Origin of the sequence: Leucobacter coleopterorum, assembly GCF_011382985.1 — a bacterium.
Classification (GTDB): Bacteria; Actinomycetota; Actinomycetes; order Actinomycetales; family Microbacteriaceae; genus Leucobacter; species Leucobacter coleopterorum.
Genome location: NZ_CP049933.1, coordinates 2,688,195 through 2,705,198, shown reverse-complemented (window position 1 = coordinate 2,705,198; position 17,004 = coordinate 2,688,195). Strand labels below are relative to the sequence as shown.

The 17,004-nt window shown below is 59.3% G+C and carries 14 protein-coding genes and 2 pseudogenes; 6 read left to right on the top strand and 10 right to left on the bottom strand.

The genetic code is table 11. The features are described 5' to 3' along the window. Positions 1-49: 49 nt before the first annotated feature. The 8 genes and pseudogenes from pstB to G7066_RS12680 all read right to left on the bottom strand — a co-directional run bounded on the left by pstB (position 50) and on the right by G7066_RS12680 (position 8,910). Positions 50-829: a phosphate ABC transporter ATP-binding protein PstB gene (gene pstB, locus G7066_RS12715; RefSeq protein ID WP_166332068.1), complete on the bottom strand. Its 780-nt coding sequence runs from the start codon at positions 827-829 to the stop codon at positions 50-52. A 36-nt stretch (positions 830-865) separates the two neighbouring features. Further along, positions 866-1,930: pseudogene (gene pstA, locus G7066_RS12710) on the bottom strand (phosphate ABC transporter permease PstA); the annotation flags it as partial. Beyond that, a pseudogene (gene pstC / locus G7066_RS12705) lies at positions 1,930-2,909 on the bottom strand (phosphate ABC transporter permease subunit PstC). The pseudogenes pstC and pstA, both read right to left, overlap by 1 nt. 47 nt (positions 2,910-2,956) lie before the next feature. Further along, on the bottom strand, positions 2,957-4,060 hold the full coding sequence (pstS, locus tag G7066_RS12700; RefSeq protein WP_166331460.1) for a phosphate ABC transporter substrate-binding protein PstS: 1,104 nt from the start codon (positions 4,058-4,060) through the stop codon (positions 2,957-2,959). A gap of 173 nt (positions 4,061-4,233) precedes the next feature. Further along, entirely contained in the window at positions 4,234-5,187 is a 954-nt protein-coding gene (locus G7066_RS12695; RefSeq protein WP_166331459.1) for an NUDIX hydrolase, read from the bottom strand. Then, positions 5,184-7,307, bottom strand: a complete 2,124-nt coding sequence (locus G7066_RS12690) for an RNA degradosome polyphosphate kinase (RefSeq protein WP_166331458.1) — start codon at positions 7,305-7,307, stop codon at positions 5,184-5,186. Before G7066_RS12690 ends, G7066_RS12695 begins: the two co-directional genes overlap by 4 nt. Further along, positions 7,304-8,239 carry a mycothiol synthase gene (gene mshD, locus G7066_RS12685; protein WP_166331457.1) on the bottom strand — a complete coding sequence of 312 codons (936 nt, stop codon included), beginning with the start codon at positions 8,237-8,239 and terminating at the stop codon, positions 7,304-7,306. Before mshD ends, G7066_RS12690 begins: the two co-directional genes overlap by 4 nt. Then, on the bottom strand, positions 8,236-8,910 hold the full coding sequence (locus tag G7066_RS12680; RefSeq protein WP_166331456.1) for a winged helix-turn-helix transcriptional regulator: 675 nt from the start codon (positions 8,908-8,910) through the stop codon (positions 8,236-8,238). Before G7066_RS12680 ends, mshD begins: the two co-directional genes overlap by 4 nt. Positions 8,911-9,055: 145 nt before the next feature. Here G7066_RS12680 and G7066_RS12675 point away from each other — a divergent pair, with 145 nt between their 5' ends. Together G7066_RS12675 and G7066_RS12670 are read left to right on the top strand one after the other, a co-directional pair. Further along, complete coding sequence (locus G7066_RS12675; RefSeq protein WP_244302989.1) at positions 9,056-9,364, top strand: hypothetical protein; 309 nt, start codon at positions 9,056-9,058, stop codon at positions 9,362-9,364. A 51-nt stretch (positions 9,365-9,415) separates the two neighbouring features. Beyond that, positions 9,416-10,078 (top strand): DUF1345 domain-containing protein, encoded by a 663-nt coding sequence (locus tag G7066_RS12670; protein ID WP_166331455.1) that lies wholly within the window; start codon positions 9,416-9,418, stop codon positions 10,076-10,078. Positions 10,079-10,092: 14 nt separating this feature from the next. Here the strand turns inward: G7066_RS12670 and G7066_RS12665 are convergent, their stop codons facing one another. After that, positions 10,093-10,281, bottom strand: coding sequence for a helix-turn-helix transcriptional regulator (locus G7066_RS12665; RefSeq protein WP_244302988.1), 189 nt, complete (start codon positions 10,279-10,281; stop codon positions 10,093-10,095). After that, complete coding sequence (locus G7066_RS16490) at positions 10,206-12,803, bottom strand: hypothetical protein (RefSeq protein ID WP_244302987.1); 2,598 nt, start codon at positions 12,801-12,803, stop codon at positions 10,206-10,208. The genes G7066_RS12665 and G7066_RS16490 overlap by 76 nt, the downstream gene beginning before the upstream one ends. 638 nt (positions 12,804-13,441) lie before the next feature. Here G7066_RS16490 and G7066_RS12660 point away from each other — a divergent pair. The 4 genes from G7066_RS12660 (at position 13,442) to G7066_RS12645 (ending at position 16,937) form a co-directional block, all read left to right on the top strand. Next, a complete protein-coding gene (locus G7066_RS12660; protein WP_166331454.1) occupies positions 13,442-14,779 on the top strand; it encodes a hypothetical protein in 1,338 nt (445 codons plus the stop codon). Positions 14,780-14,799: 20 nt separating this feature from the next. After that, a complete protein-coding gene (locus G7066_RS12655) occupies positions 14,800-15,096 on the top strand; it encodes a hypothetical protein (RefSeq protein WP_166331453.1) in 297 nt (98 codons plus the stop codon). Positions 15,097-15,182: 86 nt separating this feature from the next. Next, positions 15,183-15,908 carry a hypothetical protein gene (locus G7066_RS12650; protein WP_166331452.1) on the top strand — a complete coding sequence of 242 codons (726 nt, stop codon included), beginning with the start codon at positions 15,183-15,185 and terminating at the stop codon, positions 15,906-15,908. Positions 15,909-16,229: 321 nt separating this feature from the next. Continuing rightward, positions 16,230-16,937: a hypothetical protein gene (locus G7066_RS12645; protein ID WP_166331451.1), complete on the top strand. Its 708-nt coding sequence runs from the start codon at positions 16,230-16,232 to the stop codon at positions 16,935-16,937. The last annotated feature ends 67 nt before the right edge of the window (positions 16,938-17,004 follow it).

The window sequence follows — 17,004 nt, the reverse complement described above, 5'->3', positions numbered from 1 at the left end:
TCCGCCGAGAGGCGTTTCTGCGGCTCGGTATTTTTGTGCCCGAAAGCGGCTACCCAAACCGACCAGAGACATAGTCCTCGGTCGCCTGAACTGACGGCGTCGAGAACATCGTGCTGGTGTCGTCGTACTCGATCAGTTTGCCTGGCTTGCCGGTGCCGGCGATATTGAAGAACGCCGTGCGATCCGACACCCGCGAGGCCTGCTGCATGTTGTGGGTCACGATCACGATTGTGTACTGCTGCTTCAGTTCGTCGATCAGATCCTCGATCGCGAGGGTCGAGATCGGGTCGAGAGCCGAACACGGTTCATCCATCAGGAGCACCTCGGGCGAAACTGCGATCGCGCGCGCAATGCAGAGACGCTGCTGCTGCCCGCCAGAGAGCCCGGAGCCCGGCTTGTCCAGCCGATCCTTCACCTCGTTCCACAGGTTTGCACCGCGCAGCGAACCCTCGACCAGCTCTTCAGCGTCCGACTTTGACATCTTGCGATTGTTCAGCCGCACACCCGCGAGCACGTTCTCGCGGATTGACATCGTGGGAAACGGATTGGGGCGCTGAAACACCATGCCGACCTGGCGGCGTACGAGCACGGGATCGACGCCCGCCGCGTACAGGTTTTCGCCGTCGAGCAGCACCTCACCCTCCACGCGCGCGCCCGGAATTGCCTCGTGCATACGATTGAGCGTGCGCAAGAAGGTGGACTTGCCGCAGCCAGATGGCCCAATGAACGCGGTGACGCTGCGGGGCTCGATGTTCATCGTGACACCCTCGACCGCGAGAAACTTGGAGTAGTAAACGTTGAGGTCGGTAACCTCGATGCGCTTCGACATATTGTGTTCTTTCTTTCGGGTAGAGCTAGCGGCCGGTCTTGGGGCGAACTTGCGAGCAACGAGGCGGGCCGCAAGGTTGAGCGCCATGACGATGAGGATCAGCAGGAGTGCCGCCGCCCATGCCCTGTCGAGAAACGCGAATGCCGGATTGCCCTGGTTTGCGAACTGTGTGTAGACGTACACGGGAAGTGATTGCATGCGGTCTTTGAACAGGTCGTAGTTCATGGAAGCGGTGAAGCCCGCGGTAATGAGCAACGGAGCGGTCTCGCCGATCACACGGGCGATTGAGAGCATGATTCCCGTCGTAATGCCCGCGATTGAGGTGGGCAACACCACCTTCAGGATCGTGCGCCACTTGGGCACTCCCAGCGCGTAGGCGGCCTCACGAAGTTCGTTCGGCACCAGCCTAAGCATCTCCTCGCTTGAGCGAACGACCACCGGGATCATGAGCACCGATAGCGCGACCGCGCCAATGATGCCCATGCGCACGCCGGGGCCCAAAAAGAGCGCAAACACCGCGTAGGCGAACAAACCCGCGACGATCGACGGAATACCCGTCATCACATCAACGAGGAAGGTAATGATGCGGGCGAGTCGTCCTCGACCGTACTCAACCAGGTAAATGGAGGTCATGAGCCCGAGAGGTACGGAGATGACAGTTGCCGCAAGGGTAATCAGTAGTGTGCCGACCATCGCGTGTAGTGCACCACCACCCTCACCTGTGACGTTGCGCATTGAGGAGGTGAAGAACTCAGCGTCGAAACGCGCGAGACCATTTTCAATCACCGTGATCCCGAGCGACACCAGCGGCACCATTGCCAGCAAAAACGCGCCAGTCACAATGCCGGTGATGAAGCGGTCCATGGTCTGGCGTCGACCCTCAACGGTGGCGGAGAGGACCGAGATAATGAGCAGGTACGCGAGCAGCCCGGTGAGGGTTGCGCCGATGAGTGAGAACTCTTGGCCCGAGGCGAGTGCGATGAGGCCGAACAGGGCAAACGCGGCGGCAAGGCTTGCCGCGAGGGTCATCCACGGGGTGCTGCGGGAAAGACGGTTACCCGCGAGTGTGGATGCGGCGCTGGGGCGAACGGTAATGGCCATTAGTTAGCTCCGTTGAACTCGGCGCGGCGGCTCACGATCCATCGAGCGACCGCGTTCACCAAGAATGTGACGATGAAGAGGATCAGACCAGTTGCAATCAGCACGTTGATGTTTTCGCCGTATGCCTCAGGGAAGGAGAGCGCAATGTTTGCGGCGATGGTTGAGGGGTTCTCTGAGGTGAGGAGGCGGAAACTCACCACACCCGTCGCCGAGAGCACCATGGCGACGGCCATTGTCTCGCCGAGTGCGCGACCCAGACCAAGCATGGCCGCCGAGACGATGCCGGGGCGGCCGAAAGGCAGCACCGCGAGGCGGATCATCTCCCAGCGTGTTGCGCCGAGTGCGAGGGCGGCCTCTTCGTGCAGCGCGGGCGCCTGAAGAAAGACCTCGCGGCAGATGGCGGTCATGATCGGCAGGATCATGACCGCGAGCACGAGGGCGGCGGTGAGGATCGTGCGTCCCGTGCCAGTGACCACACCGCCAAAGAGCGGGATCCAGCCCAGGTTATCGTTCAACCAGGCATAGACCGGTTGGGCAGCGGGGGAGAGCACTCCAATACCCCACAAACCAAACACCACACTGGGCACCGCGGCGAGTAGATCGACAATGTAGCCGAGAACCTGCGCGAGCTTGCGTGGTGCGTAGTGCGAGATGAAGAGGGCGATGCCAATGGAGAGTGGCAAAGCGATGATGAGTGCCAGCGTAGCGGCCCAGACCGTGCCGAACACCAGGGGCCCACGTAGGCCCAGAAATTGGTGGTGAGCAGGCTCGCGTTCTCGCCTGTCGCGAAGAAAGCGGGCAGGCTCTGCACAATCAAAAACGCGGCAACGGCCGCGAGCGTCACGAGGATCATGCTCCCGGCAAACACTGCTGAGCGCGAGAAGACACGATCTCCTCGGCTCAGAACTGGCTTAGCTGTTGTCAATGGTGTCCTTCGGTGGTCGTTGGCTACGGTCGTCCTCCGCGAAGTACGAGTCATAGCATCTCGAGTGAGCTGCTATGACTCGTACCTAGGCGGAGCGAGAACTACTTGATCGCGTCGATTGCGACCTGCACCTTGCTGCGCAGGTTATCCGAGATCGGGGCGCTGCCGGCGGCCTCGGCCGCCTGATCCTGACCCTCGGTGCTTACGATGTAGTTGAAGTAGGCCTTCACGAGATCGGCCTGAGCTGCATCCTTGTAGTTCTGGCAACCGATGAGGTAGCTCACGAGCACGATCGGGTAGGTGCCATCAGTGGTGCTGGTGCGGTCAATCTTGATGGCCAGGTCGTGGGTGCTGCGGCCTTCTTCGAGTGGTGATGCATCGACGATGGCTGCAGCTGCCTCGGGTGAGTATGCAACGTACTTGTCGCCAACCTTGATCTCGACGGTGGACAGATCACCAGCGCGCGACGCGTCAGCGTAACCGATAGTGCCGACACCGTTGGTCACGGCCTCAACCACACCTGAAGTGCCCTGGGCTGCTTCGCCACCCAGGTCGGTGGGCCACTCTTCGATCGCCCCTGCCGCCCAGTCGGCGGGCGCTGCTGCGGCGAGGTAGTCGGTGAAGTTCTCGGTGGTGCCCGACTTATCGGAGCGGTGCACGGGAACAATGTTCTGGTCTGGCAGTGTGGCGCCCGAGTTTTGCGACGCGATTGCCGGGTCGTTCCACTTGGTGATCTTGCCCGAGAAAATCTTCGCGACGGTTGAAGCGTCAAGCTTCAGGGAGTCGACTCCCTCGACGTTGAAGATCAGCGCGATGGGCGAGATGTAAGCCGGGAACTCGACGATGTCGCTGTCGGCAGCGCAGGATTCGAACGGGCCAGCCTCGATTTCTTCGACGGTGAAGGCTCGGTCGGAGCCGGCAAACGCACTCGCGCCTTTCTGGAAGGTCTCACGCCCGGCACCCGATCCCGTGGGGTCGTAGTTCACGGTGACTTGTTCGTTTGCTGTCTGGAACCCAGAGATCCAGGCCTCTTGCGCGGAGCCCTGCGACGAAGCACCTGCACCGATGAGCTCACCAGAGAGGGAGGAAGTAGTGCTGGTGTCGTCGGATGGCTTGGCGGACGACTCGTTCGCGGCGCAAGAGGTGAGTGCGAGCGCGGCAATGCTTCCGATAGCCGCGGTCTTGATCAGTGTTGAAAGCTTCACTTGAGAACCAATCTGAGAGCTGATGAAATGTGCGGCCACACTGGCCACACATTCCAAGCTAGACAGGCTGGGTGTATTGAGGTCTGCCAAGAGGTGAACAGCGAGTGAACGTGGGGCTTCGGGATCGCTATTCCGCGACTCAGCCTTGGTGCTCCTCTCGGCGGGAACCGCTGCTAGTGCTCCAGGGGGTAAGTCTCCACACCAAGGATGCCAGCCCCTGGGCGGGTGCGTGACAGGTGAAACACCGAGAAACCTGCCGGTGGCATGTCCGCCGCTTTCTCGACATATTTGCCTGGCAGACTGCCCGTCGCGAGTATTAATTCGCGCACGAGGTCGGGAAGCACGGGCCGGTGGCTGCAGACGACAACGTTGCTGCCGCGAGAGACGATCTTTCCGACGAGCTTGCGCAGACCGTCGAGGTCGCCCGTGTCCCAGTTATCTTGGCTCAGTGAGGTTTTCGCGCGAACCTTGCGGCTGGTGCGCTCGGAAAGTGGCGCAACGGTCTCAAGGCAGCGCACTGCCGTCGACGAGTAGATGCGGCGCGGGCCGAAGGATTCCAAGATGTGCGCGACGGTCGCGGCCTGCACTGTGCCGGTCTCAGTGAGGGGCCGCTCGCAATCGACGGGAAACTGTTCGCCGCGAGACTCAGCTCTGGCATGCCGCAAAAACGTCACGGTGAACGTATCGAGCAGGTCGTGCGCAGCGAGTTCAAGAAAGACATCATACAATTCGCGGTCGGCCTTGTAGCTCAGCCGTTTGCGTGCGGCCTCGAGCGGCACCCACTCAAGCGCCTGCACCTCGGAGTTTGGCGTGAAGGTCGAGGCCAGCGCCATTTCGGGTGTTACCTCTGCCGCCCAGTACTGAACCGTCTTTTTGTTGCCGCCACCGATGCCGTAGTGGATCGTGCCGAGGTGCGAACCCAGCGCAACCGAGAGCCCCGTTTCTTCCCAGGTCTCGCGCACGGCGGCCTCGGGCATGCTCTCGCCAGGATCGAGCTTGCCCTTTGGAAACGACACGTCTTTCTGCTTGGTGCGGTGGATCAGCAGCACCATCAACTGGGTACCGCCATTCGGTAGCGTCACGCGCCTCCAGCACACAGTGCCGGCAGCGAGAGTCTCTTTGCTCAACGGGCTCTCCTTGAACCGGCGGCTGTGCGGTCGAGCATCACGAGGTCTTGCAGATCTGGCAGCAGCTCGCCCTCTTCGCTTATGACCCGACGCTGCCACGTGCCGTCAGGCAGCATGCGCCACGACGACACGTTGTCGCTGAACGCAAACTCGAAGAAGCGATCGATGCGGCCGAGGTGCTCGCGGTCGATGATGCGCACCAGCACCTCAATGCGGCGGTCGAGGTTGCGGTGCATCAGATCGGCTGAGCCAATGAACACCTCGCGATCCCCGTTGTTCTCGAACGCGTAGATGCGCGAGTGTTCGAGGTAACGCCCCAGCACCGAGCGCACCTGGATGTTCTCGGAGAGCCCTGGCACGCCCGCGCGGATCGAGCAAATGCCGCGCACCCAGATTTCGATGGGAACACCGGCCTGACCAGCGAGGTAGAGAGCGTCGATAATGACCTCGTCGACCATCGAGTTGGCCTTGAGTTTAATGCCACTCGGCAATCCGGCGCGAGCGTTTTCGGCCTCCCGCTCGATTCGCTCAAGCAGCCCAGCCCGCAGCTGCAGGGGTGCAACCAACAGGCGGTCGTAGTCCGTTTCGATTGCGTACCCCGAGAGCACGTTGAACAGTTTTGTGACGTCGCGGCCGACCTCGGGCGAGGTCGTGAACAGACCAAAGTCTTCGTAGATGCGGCTGGTCTTCGGGTTGTAGTTGCCCGTGCCGATGTGGCAGTAGTGCTTCAACTGCCCACCCTCTTGACGAATGACCTGCACCAATTTGCAATGGGTCTTCAGCCCGACAAGACCGTAGACCACGTGCACGCCAGCCTGCTCGAGCTTGCGCGCCCACGAGATATTCGCTTCCTCATCAAAACGAGCCTTCACCTCAACAAGCGCGAGCACCTGCTTGCCTGCCTCAGCCGCCGCGATGAGTGCCGCGATAATGGGGCTGTCGCCCGAGGTGCGGTACAGGGTTTGTTTGATAGCAAGCACGTCAGGGTCAGCGGCGGCCTGCTCAACAAAAGCCTGCACACTCGTCGCAAACGACTCGTAGGGGTGATGCACCAGCACTTCGCGGCGCGCGATGGCTGCAAAGATGTCGGGCTTTTCACTCGGTGAGCTCTTGCGAAACTTGGGGTGCGTTACCGGAATGTGCGGCTTGAACTTGAGGTCGGGGCGCTGCACACCACCGAGCGCAAACAGGCCACTCAAATCGAGCGGTGAGGGGAGCGTGTACACCTGCTGCTCGTCGATATCGAACTCTGAGACGAGCAGTTCGAGTGTCGCCTCGTCCATGTCGTCGGAGAGCTCAAGTCGAATCGGTGGGCCAAAGCGCCGCCGCAGCAGCTCTTTCTCGAGCGCCTGGATGAGGTTCTCAGTCTCGTCCTCTTCGATCTCCATGTCTTCGTTGCGCGTGACTCGGAAGACGTGGTCGTCGATGACTTCCATGCCTGGGAAGAGGCCATCGAGCTGGTTCGCGATCAGCTCTTCGAGCGCAATGAAGCGAACGTTGTCGTCGGACTCGCGCCGATCCACCCGTACATAACGAGGGATCATCTGCGGCACCTTCAATCGAGCGAACTCAATCTTGTCGGTGCGCGGGTTGCGCACCCGAATCGACAAGTTGAGCGCGCGACCCGAAATGTAGGGGAAGGGGTGAGCCGGATCAACTGCGAGCGGCATGAGCACCGGGTAGATGTTCTGCTCGTAGTAGCCGGTCAAGATCTCGCGATCAGCCTTGTCGAGCTGCTCCCACTCGACGATCCGAACCCCGGCCTCTGCCAGCGCGGGTTGCACCTGATCGACAAAGCAGCGGGCGTGCCGCAGCTGCAGTTCGTAGGCGGTACGGTTGATGTCTTCGAGCACGTCGGTGGGTGCGCGGCCAACGTTGGTCGGCACCGCGAGGCCGGTAACGATTCGGCGTTTGAGGCCAGCGACTCGCACCATAAAGAACTCGTCGAGATTCGATGCGAAGATGGCGAGAAAGTTGGCTCGTTCGAGCAGCGGGATCGTTGGATCTTCAGCCAGTTCGAGCACCCTCTGGTTAAACGCAAGCCAGCTCAGCTCGCGGTCAATGTACCGATCCGCGGGCAGGCTGTCGCGGGCTGAAACGTCGCGCGTCTGTTCGCTCATGCATCCATTCTGGCATTAGCTACTGACATTGCCGGTCGCTCCCACTGCCGGCTGCGTGAATCAATGTTAAACCCGGCGGCCTCGTACATCTTCACAGCACGGGTGTTGTTGCCGTCAACGTAGAGGGTGACTCGTTCAGGCTGGTGATGCGCCATGCGAGCCAGCGTGACGTCGAGCAGGTAACGACCGAGGCCGTGGCCCGCGTGATCTGGGTGGACTCCGATTGCGTAGAGCTCACTCTCGCCAGGGGTCGTTTTGATCCAGGTTGATCCTGCTGCGACGCCCCCGGGTCCCGCCAGAATAAAGAGATCGGCCGGATCGAACCAGTTTTCGTGCGTAATGAGATTGAAGTCAGCGACCGTGATGCGACCCTGCTCAGGGTGGTCGGCGAAGGCAGCGGCGTTGACACGAACCCAGTCCGCGGCATCCGCGGCGTTGCCCGCCCGGTAGTTGCGCAGCACAAATCCCTCGGGCGCAGGGAGAGCGGCCGGATCCCGGCCGTCGCTCGGCAGTAGGTCGGGATCGAGCGCCATTCGAAACAATGAGCGCACCGGAGCAAATCCTGTCCTTGTGAGGATCGCGTCAGCCGCGGGATTGTCACCGTGTGACCAGGCGCGCAGCGATTCCGAACTGCCGGATCCTGAACCTGTGGACGCCGAACCGCGCGCAACAAGCTCGGTGAGCGCGGCCGTACCGATCCCGTGCCCGCGGTGTTTTGGGTGCACAACCAGGTCAACCTCACCGTCACCAACGATGCCGACCGCGGTGGGCTCCGCGGCATCGGTACCGAACAGCATCAGCTCTCGCTGCCCCTGCGCGACCGCGAGCATCGCCTGATCTGAGACGGGTGAGGCACCGTCGTGCTCTTCGGCCGCGGCGATGATGGCTCGCGCAATCGCCAGATCACCACTGGAAGCGGGGACGGAAGTCATTCAGTGGTCTCCTCATAACGTGCGCGGGCAAATCCATACCCAACACCGCGAACGGTGCTGATGAGCCCTTCGTGGTCACCGAGCTTCGCGCGCAGGCGTCGCACGTGCACGTCGACCGTGCGGGTGCCGCCGAAATAATCGGTGCCCCACACTTCGCTGAGCAACTGCTCGCGAGTGAAGACTCGACCGGGGTGGCCCGTTAAGAAGTGAAGCAGCTCGAACTCCTTGTAGGTCAGGTCGAGTGTGCGGCCGTAGACCCTCGCGATGAAGTTCGACTCATCGATCACCACGCCCGCCGCCTGCACCGCGGGTGAGGGCGTCTCGTCGGCGAAGGATGGGCGCTCAAGCAGGCGAAGCCTGAGTTCGATCTCCGCAGGGCTCGCTGTCGGCAGCAGCAGATCCCGAACTCCCCAATCGGTCGTGAGAACTGGCAACGCGACCTCTGAGAGCACGACAACCCGCGGGGTCTCAGTCGAATCGATCAGGCTCATGCTTGCGGTGCGAGCGCGGCGAGGATCGAGAGTGCCGTCGATGAGGATCGCATCGAAGCGGTCAGCCATCGTTTCTGGCACGCGTAGTGAGAGTGGCGACGTACGAATCTCGTGCGGAAGAAGGTCCAGCCCGGGCAGTGAATCTGCTGGATCCCGGTCGGTGAGGCAGAGCAGCTGCATAAACCCGCTCCCTTCTCGCACGACGTATTCCCCATACTATTGCTTGGTTGTAACTATTGCGTGTCCGTGTTTCGAGAGCGTTACGCGCGAGTGCGAGCTGCTGGAACAGGTGCCCATGGACAGCCCTCTGTGCGACAATGGCGAGGTGAGCGAGTCAGAGGACGTTGACGCCTGGGAGATGGCGGATGTGCAGGCCTGGTATGTGCCTAGGCTTGTGACCGCGTGGGTTGTTGCTGCGGTGATCGGGGTTCTCGTAACCGTGTTTGTGCGTGGCGAAGAGCGTTTTTCTTGGCTTGTGTTTGCGATTGGGGCGAGCACCCTTGTGACGTTTGCGTTGCAGTTGGGCACCGCACAGCGTGTTGGGTTTATTACACGGGTTGCCTTTAGCGTGGCGGGATCCGTGCTTGTCATTGCCGTGATCGATGCCATCGGGTTGTTGATTCTGCACCTGTAGTATTGCCGGGTGCTGGCATTACAACGTTTGAGTGACTCTGCGAGAGCAAACTTGAGTAGTGCGTTCGCAATTGTGGTGGCGATCCTCATTGCACTTCCCAGCATCATTGAGGTCTATCGCGATGGCGTACCCCGCGAAGATCTTCTGGATTACTGGATTCTCGCGTATCTCATCGTGTGGCCGCTGTTCGTGCTCGTGTATCTCGCCTCGACACATCTCGCCTACGCGAAACGGCTGCCTCAGCTCGAAACAAAACCGCGCACGCTCTGGAGTCAGCTCTTCGGATACGGTGGTCCATCCAGTTGGACGATGACTGCGGCACTGGTTTCGATTGTTCTGACGGTCTTTATTGCGCAGACACCTGACTACCGGAGCGACTGGGTATACATCACGCTGGGAATGCTGACGGTTGTGTGCTCATGGGCCCTGATGGTCTACTCCTTCGCCTTGCAATACGGTCATTTGAGCACTGCGGTGAACGAACACGGCACCCATCACATCACACTCGGGATTGAGCACGATGAAGAGCCCCGTCTCGGCGATTACCTCACCCTGGCTATCCTGCTTTCCACGATGGCAGCGACGGTCTCAGCAAGCATCAACACCCGCCAGGCCTGGCAAACGGTGCGCGCAAACGTGATCTTTGCTTTCATTTTTAACACCGTGATCGTTGCGATGATGGTCTCGCTGCTGTTTGGTGGCCTCAGCGGCTGAGCCATTGCCACCACTCACTCTTTTGCGGAGGCAGGGCTACGCAAGATCCCCAGGTCAACGGCCCTGGCTAGCGCCGCGCCGCGCCCGCTCACCCCGAGTTTCTTGTAAATGCTGCGTATCTGACTTTTTACAGTGTTTGGGGACACACTGAGGGAACTCGCAATTTCGGCAACGGAGGCACTCTTGGCGTAGCGCTCGAGCACCAGACCTTCACGCTTGGTGAGCTTCGGGATCGACTGAACCGCCAGCCTTTGAAAGACTCGAGTCTGGCTGAGTACGGCAGGGGAGTCTCACCGAATATTTGGAGCGTCTCGCCGTTTGTGATCACCATATCCACGGTCGCAATCTGCAGAAGCGGAGTGGTGATTCCGAACCTGCGGTTGAGTTCCAAGGCCCGTCGCCAAGAGTCAGCCGCGAGCGCATCGTTGTTGAGCTCGTGCGCGGCAACCGCCTGAAGAATCAAGTGTTCCGCGCGCTCTCTAATCGTGCGATTTGGCTCATTAAGCACCGTTTTGGCGCGGGCGAGCACCTGGATGGCGTCGCCCGTGCGCAGCGCAAAACGGTTGAGCGCCCGAAAGTACGGTGAGGTGTTGGATCTGCCCGTTTCAAGGTGGGAGCGCGCCGTCGCAAAGTGTTCCGAGGCCAGTAGCAGGTCGATCTGCAGCGCTCGCAGCAGATCGACCTGGTAGGCACCCCAGTTCATCTCGGATGCGTTGACCACGTCGAGTGCGTCTCTCAGCGTCTCCATCGCTTCGTTCGTGAAGCCACCGAGCAGCAACGCCATGACGTGGGCGTGCACCACGAGGAGTCCGTCTTCATAGGTATTGGAGTCCTCTCTGAGCTCGGCAACGATCTCGAGTGCCAGCCTGTGGTCGAAATCCTCGATGGCAATGTAGGCCTCAGCTAGCCGGAAGAACCTCGCCCAGTAGGTTCCAGAGATGAGGGACCAATAGTCGCTCGTGTGGCACTCGTTGAGCAGTTCTCTTGACTGCTTCACATCACCGCGCAGCACCAGCGAAACAGCCTTGTGGCCCTGCGCACGCAACCGCATTGCCACGGCACGATCCGGCAACTTTGTACCGATCAAAAGATCGAGCAGTGTCTCCGACTCGGTGTAGCGACCGAGTTGAATATGCAGTGAGGCGAGGTGGTTGAGGGCCACTCCAAAGATGAGATCGAGAAGAGGGCTTTTCAGTGTCGTGCCGTCTTGAGCGTGCAAGAGGAGCTGATGTTTGACCTCATCGATGTGGGCTTCTGGATCCCGCGTGGTCAGCAGAAAGATCTTTGCCGCAATGAACAAGAGTTCTTCCCTGGCATCAAACACCGCTCCCGAGGCGTCGATGGTGTCGACCACCGTCCGCAACTCAGTGAACTCACGCTTGTCGATACCGTACGCCCAATACGTGGAGGCAGCACGAATGCCAAGAAAGAGCGGCCTGCGAAGCAGCATCTCTCGGGGAACTGCTCGCATGATGTCGCTCAGCTCGTATCGTTTGACCCAGAGTCCCCATGGAAAGTGCTGCTGCAGCACGCGTTCTACACCGGCTTCGTCTTCGAGAAGCAAATACTCCTGGCACGCCTCGATGGGGTAGCCGATGCGCTCCATTTCGTTGGCACTCTGCCTGCGAATTTGCGCGACGAGTTCGGGGTCAAGCGAGTGATGCTCTTGCAGATACGAGCGAACGGTCTCGAGCATGATGAACTGCTGTCGGTCGCCAACGCTCTCCCAACCACCGTAGCCAGTTCGCTGGAGTGCGGTGAGGGCATCGCTCGCGTGGGGGTCACTTTGAATGGCATTCGCGAGTTGCTCGGTGAGAAACGGTGGGTAAGACAGCGCAGCGAGAGCGTTGAGATCAAGGCTTGAGTGTGCGCTCATGTCTTGCATGGATCGCTGAACCGATTGTTGAACCGCTCTGCGAAAACGGGTTGTGGTTGACTCTGTCTTGCTGGTGTCTGCGTGTGAGGTCGCCCGCAAAATGACCTCACGAACAAGTCGAGGGAGCCCGTTGGTGATCGAGCGGAGATGCTCAGCCTCTGCTTGATTGAGACGCACTGAAAGAAGCCGCGCAGCCTCCGAAGTTTCACTCGCTGTAAAAAGTAGAACCTCGGACGGTATGACGTGACAGTCGATGGATAGCTCAAACGTCGCGTTGATCGAGAACGCTTCGAAGGGGCCAGCAACCCAGACACGAAGATTGCGGGCCTTCTGCAGAAGCCACTCGCAGTCAGCGAACGACTCGCCGTCAAGGCCGAGTTCATCACAATCAAACACAACGAGCAGTGTCTTTTCGACACTCAGGTCGAGCAATTCGAGCAATGCGGCTCGCTGACGTGAGGGAGTGTAGGCAGTGAACGAGGCTGCATCGAGCAAAGTCGAGGTGAAAGGAGAACTCTCCTGCTCGGCGAGCGTCGGATCAGCACGAATGATTTCTACGAGTTCTCGCCACAGCAGGTGCCTGACATGGCTTGCAGATCGGTGAGAATCAACAACGTCTACCCAGAGTGCGTGAGTCTCCGGGTGAGCGGGTAGGCGCTTTTCGAGCCAATCGGCAACGAGCTGTGTCTTCCCGTAACCGGAGGGCGCACGCAGGAGTGTGACCTGGTACTCAAACCCGGCGTCGAGCACATCAAGAAGCCTCGGGCGAGTGACGCACGAGCGCAGAAAACGGGGAGACGAGGGAACCCGCGCAGTTCGAGTACCGGGAACAGAGTGTTGTTCATTCAAGACGAGTCTCTTTTCCAAAAATGCAGGATGAATTAAGAGTGAGCTGCAGCGGCAACCTGGGCAATGGGCTTGATAATTCGAAGCCCATGCTTCTCTAGGACGAATGTTGCTGCGCCCTTGAATGATGAAATACCGCGCAGATATCTCCAGACACTTATGTTGCCCCCCAGCAAATTTTGGAACTCGTAAACTTTCGCACCCGACTCGTGCTCGTGGCAAACGGGGTGAACTGAGCCCAGAATCTGATTGTGAGTGTTTAAGCGGGCACAAAATGACGAAACTGGGATTAATTAATCCCAGTTTTCATCCCTGGGGTGATGGAAGCGGCGTGGGTTAAAGGTTCATGCTTAGCGTCTTAATTTGCTTGGAACCTCTTCACCCCGGGCATGAAAATGGGGACTAAAACCCCGAAGTATTGGTAATTTTCGGCCCCCTCCGTGCGCACAATTGACGTACCGAGTCACGTACGGCACCTGCTCTCCTCTAAGACGCAGAGGCATTGCACGAGTTTCCCCAAAACTCCTTCGCATTGAAGTCACCCAGACGGACGATTCGGCGGTCCAAAGACACAACGAAAGTTGATGTTGCCCAAATTTCAGCGTTGATCCTCCCTTTAGAGAAAGAAACGAAGTCGAGTAATGACGTCTGCACGCGATAGGCATGAGCAAGATGGTGCAGGAAAGACGTTGCCGCGTCGATCCTTGCTTCGCGCGGCAGTGTGGTCGGTTCCCGCGACAACCCTGGTGTTTGGTGCCGGGGCCACGGCAGCCGGGGCGGCATCGAGCTTTGAATTTGTTCCAGATCAGGTGGTCATTCCCACAATCGACTCTGCGGCGAAGGTTGTCCTCGACGCGTATCAAACAAATGGCACCCCGATCCCTGCCGGGGAAACGATCTTTGTTGGGGTCTCTCACGGCGTTCGCTGGGCCGACGGGACTGTGTACCCGCGATTCTTTACTCTGGCTGCCGCCGGAAAACTTGAGATTGACGGGATCCGTGTAGAGAACGAGAGTGTGCTGCCGGGCATCGTCACTGCATCGTACGGCACGCAGAAGGCGGTCGCCTACATTATTCTCGCCCCCAAAGTCACGGAACCGACACCCCCGGCCATTGGCGCCGGACACCTTTACTGGTGGAACGAATCTGACGACCGAGTTGTTAAGGACGTCGGTCAGGTGTGTGAGGACTGGAACCAGAACCCCTGGGGCACGATTCGCACAGTCATGCCGATCGATATTCGACCCAGCTTGCTTATCGACAACCGTGCGCGTGACATCTGGCTGTACGACGGCCCGCAAGAATACATGGGCGGACTGAACAAGAGCGAAATGGATGCTCGTCCGCAAACTCTTCCTGTCGTGACTGGACAGCAGGTTCGGGCGATGAGTTCAACGAGGTGGGGCACGCTGTTTTACGCGTGGCGCTACATTGACATTTCGGGGAAGTACGGTCTTTGCCTGTACTCGTCGCAGGCTCCTCTTGATCAAGGCAACCCGAGCGAACCTATCGCGGCGAAGAAGCATTACTTTCCCCAGGGAAAATCGGTCATGACCGAACGGTCAAACAAAAAGGTCAAGGATCTTGCCGCAACCATCGCAGTGAACGAGTCGAGTGTGCAGAACCCCGTGCCGCTTGTGCTGTTTGAAGACGGGGAACTGTGCACGGTAGCCGGAGTCTGGTCTCCATTCAGCACGGTGGTGGCTGCGACCGACGTTGCCGTCATTGCGCACGTCAACCGTGGTGGCGCGTTTCGTTTTGCGCTGAACGATGGGCGTATCGGAACGTACTCCTTTGTCGAGACAGCAGTGGCCGGAAACGTCAACACCGGCACCACAAGCTACTCAACCCAGAGGGTACCGGGCACCCCTGTCGCGATCTCGTGGAACGACTCGAGCGAGCCGTTTGTGCTACTCGCCTCGGGGCTCTCTACTACGCCCCGACCAATGCTGTTCCTACCCTGGTTGCGTCAAACGTGAGCGCGATCGAGAAATACGGGATGCGGCTCGGGAATCAGAACGGGATCTACTTTGGCACCAGCGACGGGAAGCTCTGGGAGTGGTTCACGGGCTTTGCAGCACCGAATCAGATTGGCACGATGCCGGGAACCCCAAAGTCGCTGTATCACTGGGGTGCCAACGCCCACTACGCGCTGTCAACGAAGGGTGCCTTCCACCGTATCTCGGGGGCGTCACCAAACAGATCACCGACAAATACGTTACTGCGGTTCCCATACAGATCGCCCGAGATGGCGACGGTAAAGATGTTGTTCGTTTTGGTGCGCTTTCGGGCGTGAGCGTTCCGCGCTGCGAAATCTACATCTAGTCAACAGACTTCCTCATCTGACCGATGGGGTACATCAGAAAGATACAAGGAGCATCCATGGCAAAGAAGAAAATGACCGGAAAGCGCCGAGCGCTCATCGCCTCTGGGTCGGTGCTTGCAGTTGGAGCGCTGCTCACGTCAGCGCTCTTCGTGGATAACGCCTTCTTGGGACTTGGCTCTTCGGCCAGCAACAACACCATTGGCCCCGGCGCCGACAAGGTGTTTGACCTCAAGGTGTCGAAGGAGAACACCCCGATCCTCTCGGATGCCGCTGCAAACTACCAAGATTACGATGTTCGCAGCAGCCCCGGTCTGGTGATCAACCCTGACTTGAAGACGCTGGTTCCGGGTGGGGCAGCAGCAATCGTGAACATTCCCATCAAGAATGTCTCCGCTGGCAACATCGACATGAAGATCGACATTAAGATCCTCAACCGCAACGCAGACATTAAGCCCGGAGGCTCGCAGGCGATTCCTGGACTGACGGCGGCCCAGATTGACTACTACACCGAAAGCCTTGAGTGTGCAGTTGACGTTCGTGGTGTCCAGGCGATCGGGTGGGGATCGTGTAACGGGCTTGTGGGCGCTGAGCCAGCAAACGTTGGCGATCCTGAGCCCGCGGGCTTCAACGAAATCATGGGCGCAGGCGCACCGCTGCAGCAGAATACCGCTGCTTTGGTGACGATGAAGTTTCGCTTGAAAGATCAGGGTGCTGTCAACAACATGAAGCTTACCCAGGGCGCAACAAAGTTCGTGGTGCACTTCGCCGCGACGGGCCTCTAACGAGGCTTCACAAGATTCGATGCGGGGGAACCTCCCTTGTAGACAGACAAGTGAGTGAATACTCAGCCTGTGTTCCCGGCTCCCTACCCCGAACTAGCAGGGGATCACCGCTGGGTAACACCTGTCCGTCCTCCCCGGTATCGAACTGGGGCACCTCAGAAGCAAATGTTTGAAAGCGAAATGATGATCAGTTGCTCAACCGAATTACTCGCAAGTTGTGTCGCCCCAACGGCGCAACTGCGCGGCAGGGCAGTTGCCACCGCTTTCTGTAGCTCTGAGGTGCCCGACCTCCCCATTGTCAATGGTTTCAGGAGAAGTTGCATGAGACGAATTCTTTCTCAACCAAGATTCCGTGTGCTGTTGTCGGCCGTCGCCGCGCTCGCACTCAGTCTCACGGTTGTGCTCTCCTTTGCTGCCTTCACGGATGACTCCGAAGCTGGTGTGGCCGTAACAGGCAACTTTGACGCAAAGATTACTGATCCGGCCTCGGGCAAAACCTGCTCAGCAGATGCGGCGAGCCAGAGCACTGCCGTTATCGTGGCGACCAACACGGCAGGAGCAGTGATCGCTTACGACGCGGCAAGCCCAAACGATCCGACCGCGACCTACGAGATTACGGTGTGCAACACCTCTCAGGCGGCCACGGGCAACCTTGTGCTCGCGGTGCGTAACGCTCGAGATACACGCGGTGGTCCTGCGGCGGTTGGCGGGATAGATCCGTTCGACCACATGTTGATGAGCGTGACCGACATCACCACTCCCGCAACACCGATCAATTCGATTGTGCGAAAGAGTGTTGCTGAGATCAACGCCGGAGGCGGGACAGTTCTGACGGGCTCCACTATCGCGAAGGCCACAAGCGCGACTGACCCTGGCAAACGCACGTTCAGAATAAACGTTTGGCTGAATCCGGCTTCACCCGGCTTCCAAGACGCAGCGTATGGCCAGGGTATGTACCCGGGCATCGTGGTCAGCTCCGAGAGCAATCTGCTCTCTGGCATTACCGACCTGCAAGGAGTGACCGGTTAATGCGCGCACAGATGTTGAGCAGGCAGGCAACTGCGGTCCCACACAACACCCCACGGAGGGCATGACA